We start from the raw sequence: 16,435 nt of genomic DNA, 5'->3' as shown, positions 1-16,435 counted from the left end.
GCACAGGATTAAAATATCCACAGCAGTATCGGAGTGTAGCTCAGCCTGGTAGAGCACTACGTTCGGGACGTAGGGGTCGCAGGTTCAAATCCTGTCTCTCCGACCAATACTGCACCTCTATTATCTGCACCACCATTGCCGAAATATCAGCAGTGCAATCAGTAGCGTCACACTCCAGTAGAACCAGTCGAGAATGCCCTGAGTCACCAGCACGGCAGCGATCAGTGCCCCACAGGCGGCTGCCAGATCGCGCCAGAATGTAAAGGTGTTCAGCGAGAGTTGCCGTGCCGTATCATCGATCGCTTCATCTGCCAGCAGTTTGGGTACCAGAATCATCACCAGTCCGTGTCCGATAATCGCCAGAACACTGGCGAAGATGATGCCTGTTCCCGGCATCAGCAGACCGGATATCAGTAGCAGAAGCAGTGCACCATAAAGCCATATGGTCAGCCGTTCAAAGGGGTTGAAGCGCACGGTGATCAGCCCGACGCTGAGGTTGAATATTCGCTTACCCACCATCAGCAGCGCTGCTGTGGCGAGTGCCGCTGCGGTGGTTCTGTCCAGTGCAATGAGCTGAGGGGCCAGCATCACCATCCAGACACCATCAAACAGCAGGCAGACCAGAAAGGTGATCTGATGCCAGCCGGTGGGCCAGGGAAAGGTTGCTCTTGCCGATCCGACGCCATTTTTTTCGGGCTTTGGCAGGGCCAGAGCGGGTAGCAGGGCGATCAGGCATAGAGTACTGGCCAGAATCAGCACAGCTGAGATCGACAGATGCAGAGTCAGCCAAGGGGTTGCCAGCAGCACCAGTAACGGGCCGATCTCCTGAAAGGTGGTATACCAGCCGAGATTTTTCATACTGCTGGCTTTATGCTCAGTGGCGTAATGCAGACAGGCCAGACGCATCAGCGCATAGGCACAGCCCCAGAGCAGCCTGGCCAGCAGCAGTATCCAGGGACTTGCGATCACCACGAAGCAGAGGCTGGCCAGTGTGGCCAGCACGACCGCCTGCAGTGTCGCATTGCGTGCCCCGACGCGTTGAAAGTACTGCACCAGCCAGGGGTTTATCAGCAGCCGGACAAAACGGTTGGCCGACAGCAGCAGTCCGACCCAGAGCAGCGTAATGCCGAAGGATTCGAAGTAGAGCGGCAGCAACAGATAAAGGACAGCATCGGAGACCAGCGTCAGGGTAAGCACCAGGCTGGCCAGAATCGTTGCATGACTGGTCCGGTCTATCAGCCGCAGCATGACACTTTGGCTTCAGTGGTGTCATGATTGTCGGTCATGCTGTTTCCTTCGGCGGCATAGAACTCCTTGTTTTCGGAAAAGCGAAAGGTCAGCAGGTCGCCATGGTTGCGCATCAGCAGGGTAATACGAAACAGCTCCTCCATGACATCCACCACACGGTCACGATAGCTGGAGTCTTTCATGCTGCCATCTTCGTTGAACTGCTGCCAGGCCATCGGCACGGAGGACTGGTTGGGGATGGTGAACATGCGCATCCAGCGCCCCAGTATACGCAGGGCATTAACAGCGTTGAATGACTGCGAACCACCACTGACCTGCATCACGGCGAGGGTCTTGCCCTGAGTCGGACGAACGCTGTTCAGAGTCAACGGAATCCAGTCGATTTGATTCTTGAATACGGAGGAAAGATTGCCATGAATCTCCGGCGAACTCCAGACCATGCCTTCACTCCAGCTGGCCAGTTCACGCAGTTCCCTTACCTTGGGATGATCAGTAGAGGTGTGGTCAAACACCGGCAGACCAGCCGGATCATAGACGCGCACTTCAGCACCAAAGTCAGCCAGGATAGTGGCGGCCTCCAATGCCTGCTTGCGACTGAAAGACTCGGGCCGCAGCGATCCATAAAGTACCAGAATGCGAGGCGGGTGCTGGTTCTGGCGTTGTTGACCCTCCGCCAGTTGGCGCAGGGTTTTACTGATGTTGTGATGGGGAGTCAGCGGCTTCATGGCTTAATCCTTTTATGTTTCTGGATTTATCGAAATATTTAAGCGAAAAAATCAACAACGTTCATCGGCACAGCACTCCTCCATCAGAAACTGGATCAGCAGATTCAGGCGTTCATACTGCGCATGACATCTGAGCACACGCCCCTCACGTACCTGCACTACCAATCCAACCTTAAGCAACCGGCTGATATGGTGCGAGAGAGTGGAACCCGGGACATCAAGCTGCTGCTGAATATCAGCGACCGGCATACCCCGGTTGCCAGCCTTTACCAGAATACGATAAAGGCTGAGGCGGGTAGGGTGGCCCAGTTCGGCGAGCTGCTCTGATGCCTGTTCGAGTGTCAGTCTTGTCATTTGGCTGATTATGACATGGAAACAGAGGTCGTCAAGATATTTCTAGAATAATGGAAATATTATTCACCGCCACTCTCGATCTCCTGATCCATCGCCAGAGCCGGCTCTGCACAGCCGGGATGGCCAACGACACGAGCTGGTACCCCGACAACGGTGCAGTGTGGTGGTACATCTTCGAGTACCACGCTACCAGCACCTACTTTAGAGCCGGCACCGATACGGATATTGCCCAGTATTTTTGCACCGGCACAGATCAGCACACCGCGCTCCACCTTGGGATGGCGATCACCAGTGTCCTTGCCAGTACCTCCCAGAGTGACCTCCTGCAGCATGGAGACATTATCCCCCACGACGGCGGTTTCTCCGACCACGAGTCCAGTAGCATGGTCGATGAATACACCACTGCCAATGCGTGCCGCAGGGTGAATATCCACGCCGAACACTTCCGAGATACGGCTTTGCAGATAAAGCGCCAGTGCGCGGCGGTTCTGTTGCCAATACCAGTTAGATATCCGATATGCCTGAAGCGCGTGGAACCCCTTGTGATTGAGATAGGGGTTAGCCAGGCTGCTGGCAGCAGGGTCACGGTCGACCGTGGCGCACAGATCCTTGCGTGTTGTGTCGGTGATGTCGTCCGATGCCTGGAACGCCTGCCACAAGACCTCACGCAGGCTCATGGCTGGCAGGTCAAGTGAAGATAACTTACCGGCCAGCAGATAGGAGAGGGAGTCCTCAAGCGTATCATGATTGATGACGGTGGCATGAAAATAACTGGCGAGCACGGGTTCACTCAATGCCAGAGAGGTGACCTCATCTCGCAGTGCATTCCAGACGGTATCGTTTTCCAGAGCTGACATTCTGACTCTAATCCTGTGCCTGAAGCAGACGCTATGCAAACAGGTCTGCTGTTTATGGGTAGCCTATGCAGACAAGGTAACTCAAGGGCAGGCGTTATTCCAGTTCCGATAGCAGGTCATGTTCGATGTAGATCTCTCTGATCCGGCCGGACTCCACCATCTCCAACAGCGCCTGATTCAGCTCATCAAAAATATGAAAATGCGGTGACTTGCGTGACATGCCATAGTAGTTGCCTATTTCGTTCAGGTAGCGATAGTGCGCATAGCTGTATTCTGTATGGCCCAGGTTATCCAGTGCGCTTTCTATCGCGGAGCGGTCCAGAATAACCATGGTGTCAAAGCGACCATGGATGAACATCCGTGCCATATTTTCATCATCTACAGACTCCGTTTTATTGAGCGCTGTATCATTATTGAAGCGATCAAAATAAGCCGTGCCACGCTTGACTCCGATGGTCATATCATAAAGGTCTTCATAGGACTGTATTCTGTCCTCCTCGCCAGGTTTTACCAGAAACAGAATATCCCGGCGCTGAGTGGCAACAGGACCTAGAAAAGCAATGAATGCCTCGCGCTCCTGGTTGCGTATTGTGCGCGGTACCAGATCGATAGTGCCGGACTGTAGCTCTTCGTAGCTGCGAGCAAATGGGCGAGCGGTCCAGTGAATGCTGTAGCCTGTCTTCGCGGCAGCTTCCTCAAGAATATCCTTGAGGGGGCTGATCATGCTGCTGTTCTTCTCATCAAACACCATTTCAGGCGGGCGGTGGCGAAAATCAGCTCGCAGTACTTTTGAAATGTGTGAGCTGTCTGTCTCCGTTACAAGTTCTTCTGATGCGATGATCTGAGTAGTTCCAGTCAGTAGGGCCATTATGAGCAAGACAGCCGGGAACACCGATGAGATAACTCTGTTTTCATTATGCATGCAGGAAACCCCAAGCCATTAATACTATTAATCATAGGACAGAATTTGTGAAATCTGAGAGGTTATCGCTGCCTGTCCCGCGTGAGGTCAATGCAAAGTTCGTTAGTCTGTCTAGACTTGATTGAGGATTGAATCATTTTTCACTGTTGTGCCGGTGATGATAAGGAGATGGAAATGTTCCCGTTGAAGCCTTTATCAGCAGACCAGTTGTACCGCCATTGTGATGGCGGTGCGCTGGGTTTTGTGACGACGGATGAATTACTCGATAGCGTATCGGCTGTCGGACAGGATCGTATGCTCAAAGCCTTGTCGTTCGGGGCAGGCATCCGTAGTGAGGGCTTCAATATTTTTGTCATGGCGCCAGAAGATAGCGGACATCGGCAGATTGTGGAGTGTTTTCTGCAGACAAGAGCCGCGACAGAGACTGTGCCCCCGGATTGCTGCTACGTGTACAACTTCGATCAACCGGTACGACCGAAGCTGTTGCTGTTGCCGCCAGGGCTTGGTTGTCGTTTTGCCCGCAGCCTTGAGCGACTGGTAGATGAGCTGCGCAGTGCTATTCCTGCTGTTTTTGAAACGGATGAGTATCGCAGCCGTGTTTCTGACCTGAACCAGTCACTGGCCGAACGTCAGGCTGCTGCCATTATGGAGGTCAAGAAGGCAGCCAAAAATGAAGGGATCGTGCTGCTGCACACCCCAACCGGCTATACATTGGCGCCTCTTAAGGGAACGGATGTATTGGATTCACAGGCATTTCTGGCACTGCCCGAAGATGAGCGCAAACAGATGCAGGAAGCGATTGGCCGGATTGAAGTGCAGCTGCAGGCTGTGTTGCAGGAGTTTACCTTATGGCGCAAGGATACTCAGGAGCAACTGCAGCATCTGAACGAGGAGATGGTGGTATTTGCAGCGGGTAATGCGATAGATGAGTTGCGCAGTGAGTTTTGGGAAAATAATACAATTTGCAGCCATATAGAATCGATTCAGCAGGATCTGAGTCGTCATGTGAATGTGTTTCTCGGGCACATGAATGAAGGTTCTTTGCCTGAGACACTACTGGCGCGTTATCAGCTCAATCTGTTAGTGGATAACAGTGAGACTCAGGGGGCACCGATTATTCATGAGGATCTACCCAATCTTGGGCGCACGCTTGGCAGGGTAGAGCACCATGTAGTGCAGGGGGCTCTGGTCAGTGATTTTACGCTGATCCGGGCGGGTGCACTGCATCGTGCAAATGGGGGGTATCTGATACTGGATCTGCGTAAATTGATCACCCAACCGATGGTATGGGAAGCGCTGAAGCGTGCGCTGTTTGCATCAGAGATCCGAATTGAGTCGATTGAACGCTTCTACAGCTTAGCCAGTACTGTCTCGCTGGAACCGGAGCCTGTACCACTCAGTGTCAAGGTCATATTGACAGGCAGCCGCTATCTTTACTACCTGATGGGGGGATGGGATCCGGATTTTCACAAGTTGTTCAAGGTGCAGGCGGACTATTCAGATGAAATTCCGGTTAATGATGCGAATGTATCTTTGTACTCAGAGTTTATTGCCGGGATCGCCAGGCGCCACAATCTCCGAGCACTCACGGCAGATTCAGTTGCCAGAGTGATAGAGTATTCGGGCCGTCTGGCGCAGGATCAGACCTACCTCTCGGCGCAGGGACAGGGTCTTGCTGATCTGTTACTGGAGGCCAATTACTGGGCAGAGCAGGAGCAGAAGTCTGTGATAGATGTCGATGCTGTTCAGAAAACCATCGATGAATGCAAGTTGCGTGCATCTCGTATTCATGAGCGAATGATCGAGAGTATTCTGAACGGACAGAATCTGATTGATACCGATGGGGCTGTCATCGGGCAGGTGAATGGCCTGACCGTTTATGATCTCGGTAACTATCGTTTTGGCCGTCCTGCGCGAATAACTGCGACGGCACGTCTGGGGCGTGGACAGGTGATCGATATTGAACGTGAGGCAAAGCTGGGCGGTGCCATACATTCCAAGGCGGTGTTGTTGTTGTCTAATCTTCTGGGCTCACGCTATGCCGGAGAAAGTAACCTGCCGATCCTTGCCAGTATCGCGTTTGAGCAGTCCTATGGCCATATCGAAGGTGACAGCGCCTCAGTGGCCGAGGCTTGCGCGCTGCTGTCGGCTATCGCCAGAGTGCCTTTGAAGCAATGCTATGCTGTGACTGGATCGATCAATCAGATAGGTCAGGTGCAGCCAATTGGTGGAGTTAATGAGAAGATAGAAGGTTTTTTCGAGATATGCCGTGCTCGCGGTTTTGCGAAGGAACAGGGTGTTCTGATTCCTGCTACTAATCGGGTCAACCTGATGTTGAGTCGAGAAGTGCGTGACGCCGTGGAACGAAATGAATTCCATATTTATGCGATCGAAACCCTGGATCAGGCGCTGGAATTGCTCAGTGGTTTGCCAGCTGGTGAACAGAATGACGAGGGGGTTTATACAAAAGGCAGCTTCAGCCGCCGGGTTCAGGACAGGCTCAAGCACCTCAATATGATTCAGCGTGACCAGTCGCGTGACAAAAGTCAGACGGATAACGGCAAAAGCGCTGACAGTGAAGCGGATGAAGATCCAGCATGAAACGCATCGTCTATTATCTCGACAGCAGTCATCGCGGGATAACCGCTCTTGAACAGGCAGCCAGTTTTGCGGCACAGCACAAGGTGGAGCTCAAAGCCGTGTTCATCGAGGATCAGAATCTGATGCGTTGTGCAGAGCTTCCCTTCGGTCGTGAGATCAGCTTGATGACCGGGCGATCGAGACCTTTGCGTGCCGACAGTATCAGGCGACAGTTACGACTGGCTCATAACCGCTTTCGAGGTTGTCTGGAGGAGGTTGCCAGACATCAGTCTTTGCATTGGAGTCTTGAGGTTTCGCAGACGACATATGACGATCAAAGCGAGCCGGATGTTGATGAGAATGGAGAGTCTGTTCACGACGTACTTTTACTGACTGACCTTTTTGATGAGAGCCTTGTCGCTGGACTTCCAGGATGGATCAAATTTCCAGGCGCGGTGATGTTGCTCAGGCAGGGAGTCAATCCGTTCCGGCAGCTCTTATTATACTGTGACCAGCCAGATGTAGCTCCAAGACACATTGAAGCGGCCCTCAGACTGGCTGACAGAGAGCATTTGCCGCTGCAGTTTCTGCTTCCTGCCCAGAGTGACAGTCTGCAACTGTTAAGGACCTGCATTGAAAACAGAGCACCTGCCAGAACGATTCAGGAGGTCTCAGAGTGGCAACTCAGGAATCTGCTGACGCTGACCGAAGGTCAACCCTATCTGTTGCTGTTGAGCAAGGACAGCTGTCTGCTACATGAGGGGGCTGTTGTAAAGTCGGCGAATGCCTGTTTGCTGCTGCCTTGATGGTTTGTTAAACACCGGACTTGAGTCGATAGAAGCGGATCGCATTCCCGCTGAGGACGCGCTTGGCATGATCGGGTTCCAATGTATCACAGATCAGTTGAATATCTTCATGGCGAAAGCGCTGTGGAGCGCGAGTGGAGGGCAGGTCACTGCCGAACATCAGGGCATCAGGGTTGGCAGCATAGAGGGCTTTGATGGCAGAGGGGATATCAAAGTCGACACGGCTGAATCCGCTGGCTTTGACTTTTACTCCCTTTTCCACAAGATACAGCAAAGTTCTGAAGGCGCGTCTGCTAAGACCTAAATGATCGATACTCAGTGCTGGCAGAGATTCCAGAATCGGGCAGAGCTCAGCCAGTAACTCGCCATCAGCATAGACCTCGGAGTGCCATCCGACTGTGTCATAAACACGCCTGGCCAGCTTGTCGATGTAAGAGATGGCGCCACTGCCTCCTCGCTTGAAGTTGAAGCGTATTGCTCGCACCCCCTGATGGTTCAGTCGAATCAGTTCCTCATCCGACACCGTTGGGGAGAGTTGGGTAACGCCGACAAAGTTCTTGCCCAGTTGTTTCAGTGCCTCCTGCAGGTAGCTCTGATCCTGTGCCTGAAAGGATCCCGAGACGACGACTCCTCCTACCAGTTCATAATTCAACATATCAGCCAGGTAGTGTTCATGAGTGTATTCATCGGGTAGGTAGCCCTGATTGGCGACCAGTGGAAAGCGTGAGTCTATGATATGCAGGTGAGCATCAAACAATCGAACCTTGTTATAGCTCATGCGAAAGCAACTCCTGCTCTATTCCTGCACTATAGTATGTTGAGAAGAGGCAAATACGATACCTCGACAGTTGTCTGGCACCTGTCATATGACCCTCCTCTGATACTCTTTAGGTTTTCTTTTGTATCAATTTAATGCATCTTTGACGAATCTTAAACTGAAGAAACAATAATAACAGGGAGCTACCATGTCAGATCAGACACCTTATGCCCGTTTTCCGGGACAAGTCATCGCCGCACCTCCTTGCCGTATGCTGAATGCCAATATGTATGGCTTCTTTATCAAGGGTAATATCGTCAATATCCAACAGTATATAGATGAAACGCTGAATGTGGTGCCATTGGGTAAGGATCGCTTTCAGGCATTGATGTCCTATTGCATGCTTACCTTTACCGATATCGAAAATATCAAGCCCGTAACGGAGCCGTATGCCAGCCAGGGTTGGTTTCAGGAAACAGATATCATTATCTGGATTCCGGTTGCACGCATGCAGGGGCTGAAAATCAAGAAAATCTATTGGTATCCTGCCTTTATCTGCGTGAATAATATTTATGCACTGGTGAATGGTCGTGAAATATGGGGTTTCAACAAATATCTGTGTGACTATCAGATGCCCTCAATCGGTGCTGATCCAGATCTGTTCAGTATGACTGTTGATGCTTTCACACACTTTTCACCTGACACCAAGATGGCTCCTGTTGAGCTGTTTCGCGTCGAAAAAGTGGCAGCCGGTGAGGAGAAGTCGCTGGCAGATCTTTCAGAATTGTTGAAAGAGGGCTTCGACCTGATGAGGGCCGAGGTGGATTGCTTCAAGCTGGATCTTGAAGATCTGGCAAAACTGGTGGCGGATTTCTTCCACCCTCAGGTAGATCAACTATTGTTAAAGCAGTTTCCGGATGGTGAAGGGCAGAATGCGGTCTATCAAAAATTAGTGCATTCACCTTCCGTGGTACAGAAGCTGCATGATATCAAGCTGTATGGACATGCGTTTGAGTTCACGCTCAATCAGGTGGATATGTTTCCACTGCAGGAGATGTTCGGCATTCAGGTGGGTACTCAGAGCAGTGTGCTGAACTTCAATGTATTGTTTGACTTTAATCAGCAGGCTGCCTTTGAGCTGACCAGCGAAGACTGATAGGGATAGGGACGATGTCAGATTCAGCACAACCACAGAAGATTGCCATTCTGGGCGGCGGCGTGGCAGCCATGACCGCAGCCTTCTACCTGACCGAGACGCCGGATTGGCAGTCAAAATATCAGATAGATGTTTATCAGCTCGGCTGGAGGCTGGGAGGTAAGGGGGCCAGCGGCCGCAATCCCGAGATGGGCGAACGTATTGAAGAGCATGGTTTGCATATCTGGTTCGGGTTCTATGCCAATGCCTTCCGTACTATCCAGACCTGCTACGAAACGCTGGACAGACCGCCCCAGGCGCCGCTCGCTACCTGGCAGGATGCCTTCAAACCGCATGACTTCATAGTGCTGCAGGAGTGGATCGATCAGCAGTGGCAAAGCTGGCCTCTGATGTTTCCTGAAGTACCTGGTAATCCGGCTCACAGCGATGAAGAGCTGAGTATCTGGGCACTGCTGAGTAAGCTCTATTACTGGATCAAACAGTTCATGCAGCAACTGCAGGCACATCCTCAGGCTGCCGCTGTGGACATGACACTGAGTGATCCTGCCATCACGGGTGCCCATCCTGCTTTCAAACAGCTGGCCAGCTATCTGTCAAAAGATGCCGACCTGCTGGCGTCACGCTTTCAGACAGATATCAAGGAAGCACTGGATCTGACCGGTGAAATGCTGGAGGGACTGGCTCAGGGTGATAAGGCGGTTGCCACGCAACACGGAAGTGTCCTGCATTTTCTGCTTAAGCAGCTTACACATTGGCTCGATGATCGCTTTGATCACTTGCTGGATACTCATGCCGAGATTCGCAGGCTCTTCATCATGGCAGATCTGGGGCTCTGCATCGGGATAGGCATGCTTGAAGATGGTGTACTGGAGCAGGGGTTTGATGTCATCAATGATATCGATTTCATGGATTGGCTGCGCAAGCACGGTGCCAATGAGCAATATACCGTCAATTCGGCACCTGTCCGTGGTTTTTATGATCTGGTTTTTGCCTATGTCGATGGTGACTTATCTCGCCCGAATATAGAGGCAGGCACCCTGTTGCGCGCCATGATGCGTATTGCGCTGCTCTACAAGGGGGGCATCATGTGGAAGATGCAGGCCGGCATGGGGGATACCATCTTTTCACCCATGTATGAGGTGCTGAAGCGGCGTGGTGTGAACTTCCATTACTTTCATCAGGTGAACGAGCTGGTGCCCGAGGGTAACAGCATTGCCGAGATTCGTATGACCCGTCAGGTAGCACTGCGCGACGGTCTTGATTGTTATGAGCCCCTGGTGGATGTGAAGGGGCTTCCCTGTTGGCCTTCAGTGCCCAATTACCAGCAGATAAATCCGGTACAGGCCCAGTTGCTGCAAGATAACCATATCAATCTGGAGTCCTTCTGGAGTGACTGGCCTGAGGTCTATCAACGTCAGTTTGGCGAACCGCTCCCCACGCTGAGCCTGAAAAAAGGGGTGGACTTTGATAAGGTGATCTTTGGTATTTCGATCGGATCCATCCCCCATCTCTGCCCGCAGTTGCTGGCTCAGGATGCAGGGCTGGATAAAATGGTTGGCAGCGTTAAAACGGTTGTCACACAGGCCTATCAGATCTGGACCGATACCTCGCTTGCCAACATGGGCTGGACCGATCAACCTGATGGGCAGGAGCCGGTGTTGAGCGCATTTACGGAGCCCTATGATACCTGGGCACCGATGGACCAACTGCTGTGTCGCGAGGACTGGCCATCTGCACTGGAGCCCAAAAATGTGTCTTACTTCTGCAGTGTTCAGCCTGTAGCTGACTTTCCACCGCCATCTGACCATGCGTTTCCTGCTCGCTGTCGGGCCGAAGCACGGGCAGGGGCCGTGAATCAGTTGCAGCAGGATATCTGGAATCTGCTACCAGCGGTTGCTTCGGCGGGTGAGTTTGACTGGTCAATCTTGATCGACCCGCTGCAGCGCAAGGGGAAAGCGCGCTTTGATGCCCAGTACTGGCGCAGTAATATTGACCCATCCGAACGTTATGTATTGTCGGTTGTTAATAGCAGTCAGTATCGTCTGGGTACGGATGATACCGTGTTTGATAACCTTTACTTGACGGGTGACTGGATACGTACGGGACTGAACGCAGGATGTGTTGAAGCGGCTACCATGGCTGGCATGCACGCATCGCGTGCCATCTGCGGTCTGCCAGCCGTCATAGTGGGAGAGAAAGATCTGTGATGCCTGCGTTACGCTGTTTACAGCGAGCTCTGCTCGTCCTGCTTTTGATGTTCTCCACTTGGGCAATTGCTGAGCAGGATCCTGGTGCTATTTTATGGACCAGTGATCTTGATGGAGTGGATCTGATGAAAGAGGGGAGGTTGCTGAGAGGAAATGCTGGGCAATTTCCTTATGGTAATAGCGATCTGGAGGAGTGGCTGGACAGGCTTGAGCCTCTGGAACGAGTTGCTTTTGATGGCGATGCTTTCTGGTTGCATGCCCGTATCACCAATGATACCGAGCATATTCATTGGGCACTCTACCCCTATGGCTCGGTAGTCGAGCATATCACGATGAGGCTTTACTCATCGGTTGGCATGCAGGAGGTAAAAACCGGCTATCAACATGATCATGAGTTCCAGTATCACTATGGTGGCTCGGTCAGGCTACTACCGGGTGAGAGTTATGATCTGGTAGTACTCTTCGAAAGTGATTTTTTCTTCGCCCCCACCAAAATTCTACTGAAGCAAGAGGCTGATTTCGCCCGTCTTGTCACTTGGGAAAATGCATTAATCATGCTCTGCCTGGGGATAGGGCTGGCATTGGCGATCTATAACTTCTTTGTATTTCTTGGTGCGCGAGATAAAACCTATCTCTGGTACTCCCTGTTCGTGTTGTGCTGGGTCTGGGGCTGGGCTCAGGTGCTGAATGTGCATGCTGAACTATTCAATTTCAGAGCACCAGGCCTGCATATGGTCGGGTTCCTGCTATTACCTCTGTTCAACACACTGTTTTTCATACGTCTGTTGAACCTGTGGCGCCACCACCCGCGCGCAGCCAAGTTTGGTCTGGCGGTGGCGGCACTGGGCCTGATCGGGATACCCTTTTCCCTGGCATCGCCCGGATGGGGGCTTATTTTTGCGACCATCGCCACCGCGGGGATGATGATGACAGGGCTTTATGTCGGCTTTATGTCCTGGCGCAGGGGATTCCGTCCGGCGCGATATTTCCTGTTGGCTTACATCACATTGCTGATTCCCAACATGATCGGCAATATGCTTAACCTCGGTATTTTGCCGAGTATTAATGTCAATATTTACCTGCTGGGACTGGTAGGGGTAACACTTGATGCGCTGCTGCTCGCGTTTGCCATGGCAGACAAGGTGAGGCTGATCAGTGAAGAGAACCAGGATCTGACGCTGCATCTGGAGCGTAAAGTACAACAGCATACCGCAGATCTGCAGAAAACCCTGCTGGAGCAGGAGGCAATCCTCGATAATGCCCTCACTGGTATCGCCTTTCTTCGGGATCGTGTCATTCAGCGCTGTAATACTGGATTCGAGCAACTGTTCGGCTACCGGCATGGAGAGTTGGACGGACAATGCACCAGAGTACTGTATTTCACTGAACAGGAGTTCATTGAGCAGGGGAAGCAGGCATACAAACACGTGCTGTCGGGTGATCCTTATCATATCGATCTGGCAATGGTGCGTAAGGACGGCAGTCAGATCTGGTGTACTACCCATGCCAAGCTGATTGATGCCAGAGATCCCGATAAAGGGGTGGTGTTGGTAACTCAGGATGTCACGGCACGGAGGCTGGCTGAGCAGGCGCTGGTTGAAGCCAAGAGCAGAGCTGAGGAAGCTGCCGAGTATAAATCGATGTTCCTGGCCAATATGAGCCATGAAATCAGAACACCGATGAATGCGATCATCGGTATGAGTCGCCTGGCATTGAAAGCAGGCCCTGATGCCCGGGTGCGTAACTATCTGCAGAAAACCCTTACGGCGGCTGAAAATCTGCTAGGAATCATCAACGATATTCTTGATTTCTCCAAGGTTGAGGCCGGTAAGCTGGATCTGGAAGTCGCTCCTTTCAATCTTGATGATGTGCTGGATCATCTGGCAGATATGATTGTGATGCGCTGTGATCCAAAAGGGGTCGAGGCGGTGCTGAGGGTCGCGCAAGACGTACCGACCCGACTGGTTGGTGACTCCCTGCGCCTGGGGCAGGTGCTGACCAATCTGGCGGGTAATGCTGCCAAGTTTACTTCACAGGGTGAAATCGTTGTGGGTATTCAGGTTGTCGGGCGAGACAATGGACGAATACAACTGGAGTTCTCGGTCACTGATACAGGGATCGGTATGGATGCAGATCAGGTGTCGGCGCTGTTCAAACCCTTCACTCAGGCAGATGCCAGTATAACCCGACGCTACGGTGGCACCGGATTGGGACTGGCAATCAGTGCTCAGTTGGTGGATCTGATGGGTGGTCATATAGAGGTGGAAAGTGAGCCAGGGATCGGCAGTCGCTTCAGTTTCGTACTGGATCTCGGTCTGGATACTGAACACGTGGGTAGTCAGTTGAGATCAGGTTTGCCACCATCCCGTATTCTGGTGGTGGATGACAATACGATTGCGCGCGAAGTGTTGGCAGAGATGGTTGGCTACTTCGGTCTGGAGGTAGTGACTGCCGAGTCAGGGCCGGCTGCTTTGGATATGCTGGAACAGGCCAGCGAGCAGGGGCAGGCATTTGATCTCGTCCTGATGGACTGGCGCATGCCGGGATGGAACGGTATTGAAACGGCTCGCCGGATTCGCTTGGATAAGCGGCTTGCCAAAGCGCCAGCGGTGTTGATGGTCACGGCGTTTGCGTTAGAGGATGTGATGCGTGATGCCGCAGATGCCAATCTGGACGGCTTCCTGATCAAACCAGTTCATCCCGCTTCTCTATATCAGCATCTGCAGGAGATCCTGAGCCCCGAAAGTGTCAGCCTGTTGCCTGGAATGGATCTGGATGAATTGAATCAGGAAGCCATGGCTGCCTTGAGATTAAGGCGGGGTGGCAGAGTCCTGATTGTGGATGATAATGCGATTAATCGGGAAGTGGCCGTGGAGATGCTATCCGAGCTCAGAATCAACCTTGCTCTGGATCTGGCAGTTAACGGTGAAGATGCGTTTACCAAGGTACGGGCAGGTGATTACGACCTGGTATTGATGGATATCCAGATGCCCGTCATGGATGGGTTGGAGGCGACTCGCCGTATCCGGCAACTGGGTGGCAAGTGGGCATTGGATCAACTGCCGATCATTGCCATGACTGCTCATGCGCTGGCAAGTGACCACGAGATCAGCCTTAAAGCAGGTATGAATGACCATATCACCAAGCCAATCAATCCTGATCATCTGTATCAGTCACTGGTGAAGTGGATGAAGCCCGTGCCAGAGGGTAGGGGTATTGCTTCTTTTGAAGCTTCAACTCCAGAAGCTTCAATTCCTCAAACTGTCAGCCCGCAAACTGAACAGCAGGGTGTGGAGCAGGAGCAACTGCCGGTGATAGAGGGGGTTGATTGGATGCTTGCACTGAGCCGTCTGAATCAGAATCGCCCTCTGCTGTTCAGGTTAATGGATAATTTCCAAGCCACCTATCGCGATGCTCCTGCCCTCATGACAGAGGCTTGCCGTAAGGGGCACATGCAGGAAGTAACTGATCAGGCTCACTCCATTAAATCGGCTGCTGCTTACCTGGGTGCGTTTGAGCTATCCAACATGGCCAGTCAGGTTGAGGTTGCATTGCGGCAGGAAGATGAAGATAAAGCAAGCATACTGATACCGGATCTGGTGCAGCAGCTTGAACAGTTCCTGCAGGCGATGAGCCATATTAATCAGCCTATTCAGCACCCTGTGAAAATAACACTACTGCCAACGTCGGAGTTGCTGGAGCGCTTTAAACGCCTGGATCAGCTGCTGTTAGAGGCAAACACGCGAGCCGCCGATCTGTTGGATGATCTATTTCCAGCGGTGAACAGCGAATTACAGCCCTACCTGTCCAGAATCCGTCTGGCACTGGATGAGGTTGAGTACGAGGCGGCGCGTATACTTCTCAATAGCCTGGCTACCGAAATGGGCTTAAGCCTGGGGGAAGTGAAATGAGATCACTGCTGTCGAATAAGATTCTGATTGTTGACGATCATATCGGCAGCTTACATCTGCTGGACAGCCTACTGAAAGTCGATCATACCGTGATTCTGGCAAAAACAGGAGCTCAGGCGCTGACGCTGGCGCAGCAGCAGCTACCTGATCTGATTCTGCTGGACGTGCGCATGCCAGATCTGGATGGTTATCAGGTGCTGAAGGCCCTAAAGGGGGATGAGCGTACATCGGCAATTCCGGTGATTTTCATCACTGGTCTCGATCGGCCGGAGGATGAGGCCCAGGGGCTGCAGATGGGTGCGGTGGACTATATTGTCAAACCCTTCAATAGTCTGGTGGTCAGGGCGCGTGTTGCCACACATATCAAACTGGTGCGTCAGCGTCGCATGTTGGAGTTGCTGGCCAATATTGATGGCCTGACCGAGATGCCCAATCGCAGGCAATTCAACACTGTGTTTGAAGCAGAATGGCGACGCTCACGGCGTAATGGCTTACCGTTGGCAATTGCGGTAGTGGATGTTGATTGCTTCAAACAGTACAACGACAATTACGGGCATGCTGAAGGTGACAGAATCCTGCAGGCATTGGGCCGCCATCTGCAACTGGCAGCGCAGCGTCCCGGCGATCTGGCTGCACGTATCGGTGGTGAAGAGTTTGTGCTGATCATGCCCGGAACGGATGTGGAGCATGCATTGAAAGTATCCGAATCTCTGCGGCATCAGATAGAAACGCTTGGTATCAAACATGAGTTCTCTGAGGTTAAGCCCTTTATTACTATCAGTATCGGGCTGGCTACCTCTATAGAACAAGCAATCGACTCCTCAGACGCGCTGTTTCGGCGCGCAGATGAACGCCTTTATCAGGCCAAGGGGTTGGGACGAAACCGGGTCGTGGTGTAGATCGCTTGATTTC

The 16,435-nt window shown here is 52.3% G+C and carries 12 protein-coding genes and 1 tRNA gene; 7 read left to right on the top strand and 6 right to left on the bottom strand.

From position 1 onward, the window contains the following. Window positions 1-29: 29 nt before the first annotated feature. Window positions 30-106, top strand: a tRNA-Pro gene (locus ACK3CJ_RS15390). A 14-nt stretch (window positions 107-120) separates the two neighbouring features. Here ACK3CJ_RS15390 and ACK3CJ_RS15385 read toward each other — a convergent pair. From ACK3CJ_RS15385 to ACK3CJ_RS15365, 5 genes are all read right to left on the bottom strand, one after another. Further along, the gene (locus tag ACK3CJ_RS15385; protein WP_409523096.1) at window positions 121-1,248 is read right to left on the bottom strand and encodes an MFS transporter; all 1,128 of its coding nucleotides are present in this window, start codon (window positions 1,246-1,248) and stop codon (window positions 121-123) included. After that, on the bottom strand, window positions 1,236-1,973 hold the full coding sequence (arsH, locus tag ACK3CJ_RS15380; RefSeq protein WP_409523095.1) for an arsenical resistance protein ArsH: 738 nt from the start codon (window positions 1,971-1,973) through the stop codon (window positions 1,236-1,238). The genes ACK3CJ_RS15385 and arsH overlap by 13 nt, the downstream gene beginning before the upstream one ends. Window positions 1,974-2,024: 51 nt before the next feature. After that, window positions 2,025-2,327, bottom strand: coding sequence for an ArsR/SmtB family transcription factor (locus tag ACK3CJ_RS15375; protein ID WP_409523094.1), 303 nt, complete (start codon window positions 2,325-2,327; stop codon window positions 2,025-2,027). 59 nt (window positions 2,328-2,386) lie between these two features. Then, a complete protein-coding gene (cysE, locus tag ACK3CJ_RS15370; protein ID WP_409523093.1) occupies window positions 2,387-3,184 on the bottom strand; it encodes a serine O-acetyltransferase in 798 nt (265 codons plus the stop codon). 94 nt (window positions 3,185-3,278) lie between these two features. Further along, window positions 3,279-4,052 (bottom strand): substrate-binding periplasmic protein, encoded by a 774-nt coding sequence (locus ACK3CJ_RS15365; protein WP_409523092.1) that lies wholly within the window; start codon window positions 4,050-4,052, stop codon window positions 3,279-3,281. Between the two features lie 228 nt (window positions 4,053-4,280). On the opposite strand from ACK3CJ_RS15365, the gene ACK3CJ_RS15360 reads away from it, so the two are divergent. Together ACK3CJ_RS15360 and ACK3CJ_RS15355 are read left to right on the top strand one after the other, a co-directional pair. After that, window positions 4,281-6,707 carry a Lon protease family protein gene (locus ACK3CJ_RS15360; RefSeq protein ID WP_409523091.1) on the top strand — a complete coding sequence of 809 codons (2,427 nt, stop codon included), beginning with the start codon at window positions 4,281-4,283 and terminating at the stop codon, window positions 6,705-6,707. After that, the gene (locus tag ACK3CJ_RS15355; RefSeq protein WP_409523090.1) at window positions 6,704-7,492 is read left to right on the top strand and encodes a hypothetical protein; all 789 of its coding nucleotides are present in this window, start codon (window positions 6,704-6,706) and stop codon (window positions 7,490-7,492) included. The genes ACK3CJ_RS15360 and ACK3CJ_RS15355 overlap by 4 nt, the downstream gene beginning before the upstream one ends. Window positions 7,493-7,499: 7 nt before the next feature. Here ACK3CJ_RS15355 and ACK3CJ_RS15350 read toward each other — a convergent pair whose 3' ends face one another. After that, window positions 7,500-8,270 carry an amidohydrolase family protein gene (locus ACK3CJ_RS15350; protein WP_409523089.1) on the bottom strand — a complete coding sequence of 257 codons (771 nt, stop codon included), beginning with the start codon at window positions 8,268-8,270 and terminating at the stop codon, window positions 7,500-7,502. Window positions 8,271-8,457: 187 nt separating this feature from the next. Here ACK3CJ_RS15350 and ACK3CJ_RS15345 point away from each other — a divergent pair, with 187 nt between their 5' ends. Genes ACK3CJ_RS15345 through ACK3CJ_RS15330 form a run of 4 tightly spaced genes read left to right on the top strand, consistent with a single transcriptional unit; the run spans window position 8,458 to window position 16,422 of the window. Next, on the top strand, window positions 8,458-9,405 hold the full coding sequence (locus tag ACK3CJ_RS15345) for an acetoacetate decarboxylase family protein (RefSeq protein ID WP_409523088.1): 948 nt from the start codon (window positions 8,458-8,460) through the stop codon (window positions 9,403-9,405). Between the two features lie 14 nt (window positions 9,406-9,419). Beyond that, window positions 9,420-11,612 (top strand): NAD(P)-binding protein, encoded by a 2,193-nt coding sequence (locus ACK3CJ_RS15340; protein ID WP_409523087.1) that lies wholly within the window; start codon window positions 9,420-9,422, stop codon window positions 11,610-11,612. Beyond that, window positions 11,612-15,523: a response regulator gene (locus ACK3CJ_RS15335; RefSeq protein ID WP_409523086.1), complete on the top strand. Its 3,912-nt coding sequence runs from the start codon at window positions 11,612-11,614 to the stop codon at window positions 15,521-15,523. The genes ACK3CJ_RS15340 and ACK3CJ_RS15335 overlap by 1 nt, the downstream gene beginning before the upstream one ends. Beyond that, complete coding sequence (locus ACK3CJ_RS15330; protein WP_409523085.1) at window positions 15,520-16,422, top strand: GGDEF domain-containing protein; 903 nt, start codon at window positions 15,520-15,522, stop codon at window positions 16,420-16,422. Before ACK3CJ_RS15335 ends, ACK3CJ_RS15330 begins: the two co-directional genes overlap by 4 nt. Window positions 16,423-16,435 lie beyond the last annotated feature (13 nt).

Source organism: Nitrincola salilacus, from assembly GCF_046271865.1.
GTDB lineage: Bacteria > Pseudomonadota > Gammaproteobacteria > Pseudomonadales > Balneatricaceae > Nitrincola > Nitrincola salilacus.
Note: the sequence above shows the minus strand (reverse complement) of the source record. Positions and strands in the feature narration are given on the sequence as shown.

Bases quoted from the DNA above. Each gene is read 5' to 3' on its own strand.
- ACK3CJ_RS15345 (WP_409523088.1), top strand. From the start codon at position 8,458: ATGTCAGATCAGACACCTTATGCCCGTTTTCCGGGACAAGTCATCGCC.
- ACK3CJ_RS15375 (WP_409523094.1), bottom strand. From the start codon at position 2,327: ATGACAAGACTGACACTCGAACAGGCATCAGAGCAGCTCGCCGAACTG.
- ACK3CJ_RS15340 (WP_409523087.1), top strand. From the start codon at position 9,420: ATGTCAGATTCAGCACAACCACAGAAGATTGCCATTCTGGGCGGCGGC.
- ACK3CJ_RS15385 (WP_409523096.1), bottom strand. From the start codon at position 1,248: ATGCTGCGGCTGATAGACCGGACCAGTCATGCAACGATTCTGGCCAGC.
- arsH (WP_409523095.1), bottom strand. From the start codon at position 1,973: ATGAAGCCGCTGACTCCCCATCACAACATCAGTAAAACCCTGCGCCAA.
- ACK3CJ_RS15355 (WP_409523090.1), top strand. From the start codon at position 6,704: ATGAAACGCATCGTCTATTATCTCGACAGCAGTCATCGCGGGATAACC.
- cysE (WP_409523093.1), bottom strand. From the start codon at position 3,184: ATGTCAGCTCTGGAAAACGATACCGTCTGGAATGCACTGCGAGATGAG.
- ACK3CJ_RS15350 (WP_409523089.1), bottom strand. From the start codon at position 8,270: ATGAGCTATAACAAGGTTCGATTGTTTGATGCTCACCTGCATATCATA.
- ACK3CJ_RS15365 (WP_409523092.1), bottom strand. From the start codon at position 4,052: ATGGCCCTACTGACTGGAACTACTCAGATCATCGCATCAGAAGAACTT.
- ACK3CJ_RS15360 (WP_409523091.1), top strand. From the start codon at position 4,281: ATGTTCCCGTTGAAGCCTTTATCAGCAGACCAGTTGTACCGCCATTGT.
- ACK3CJ_RS15330 (WP_409523085.1), top strand. From the start codon at position 15,520: ATGAGATCACTGCTGTCGAATAAGATTCTGATTGTTGACGATCATATC.
- ACK3CJ_RS15335 (WP_409523086.1), top strand. From the start codon at position 11,612: ATGCCTGCGTTACGCTGTTTACAGCGAGCTCTGCTCGTCCTGCTTTTG.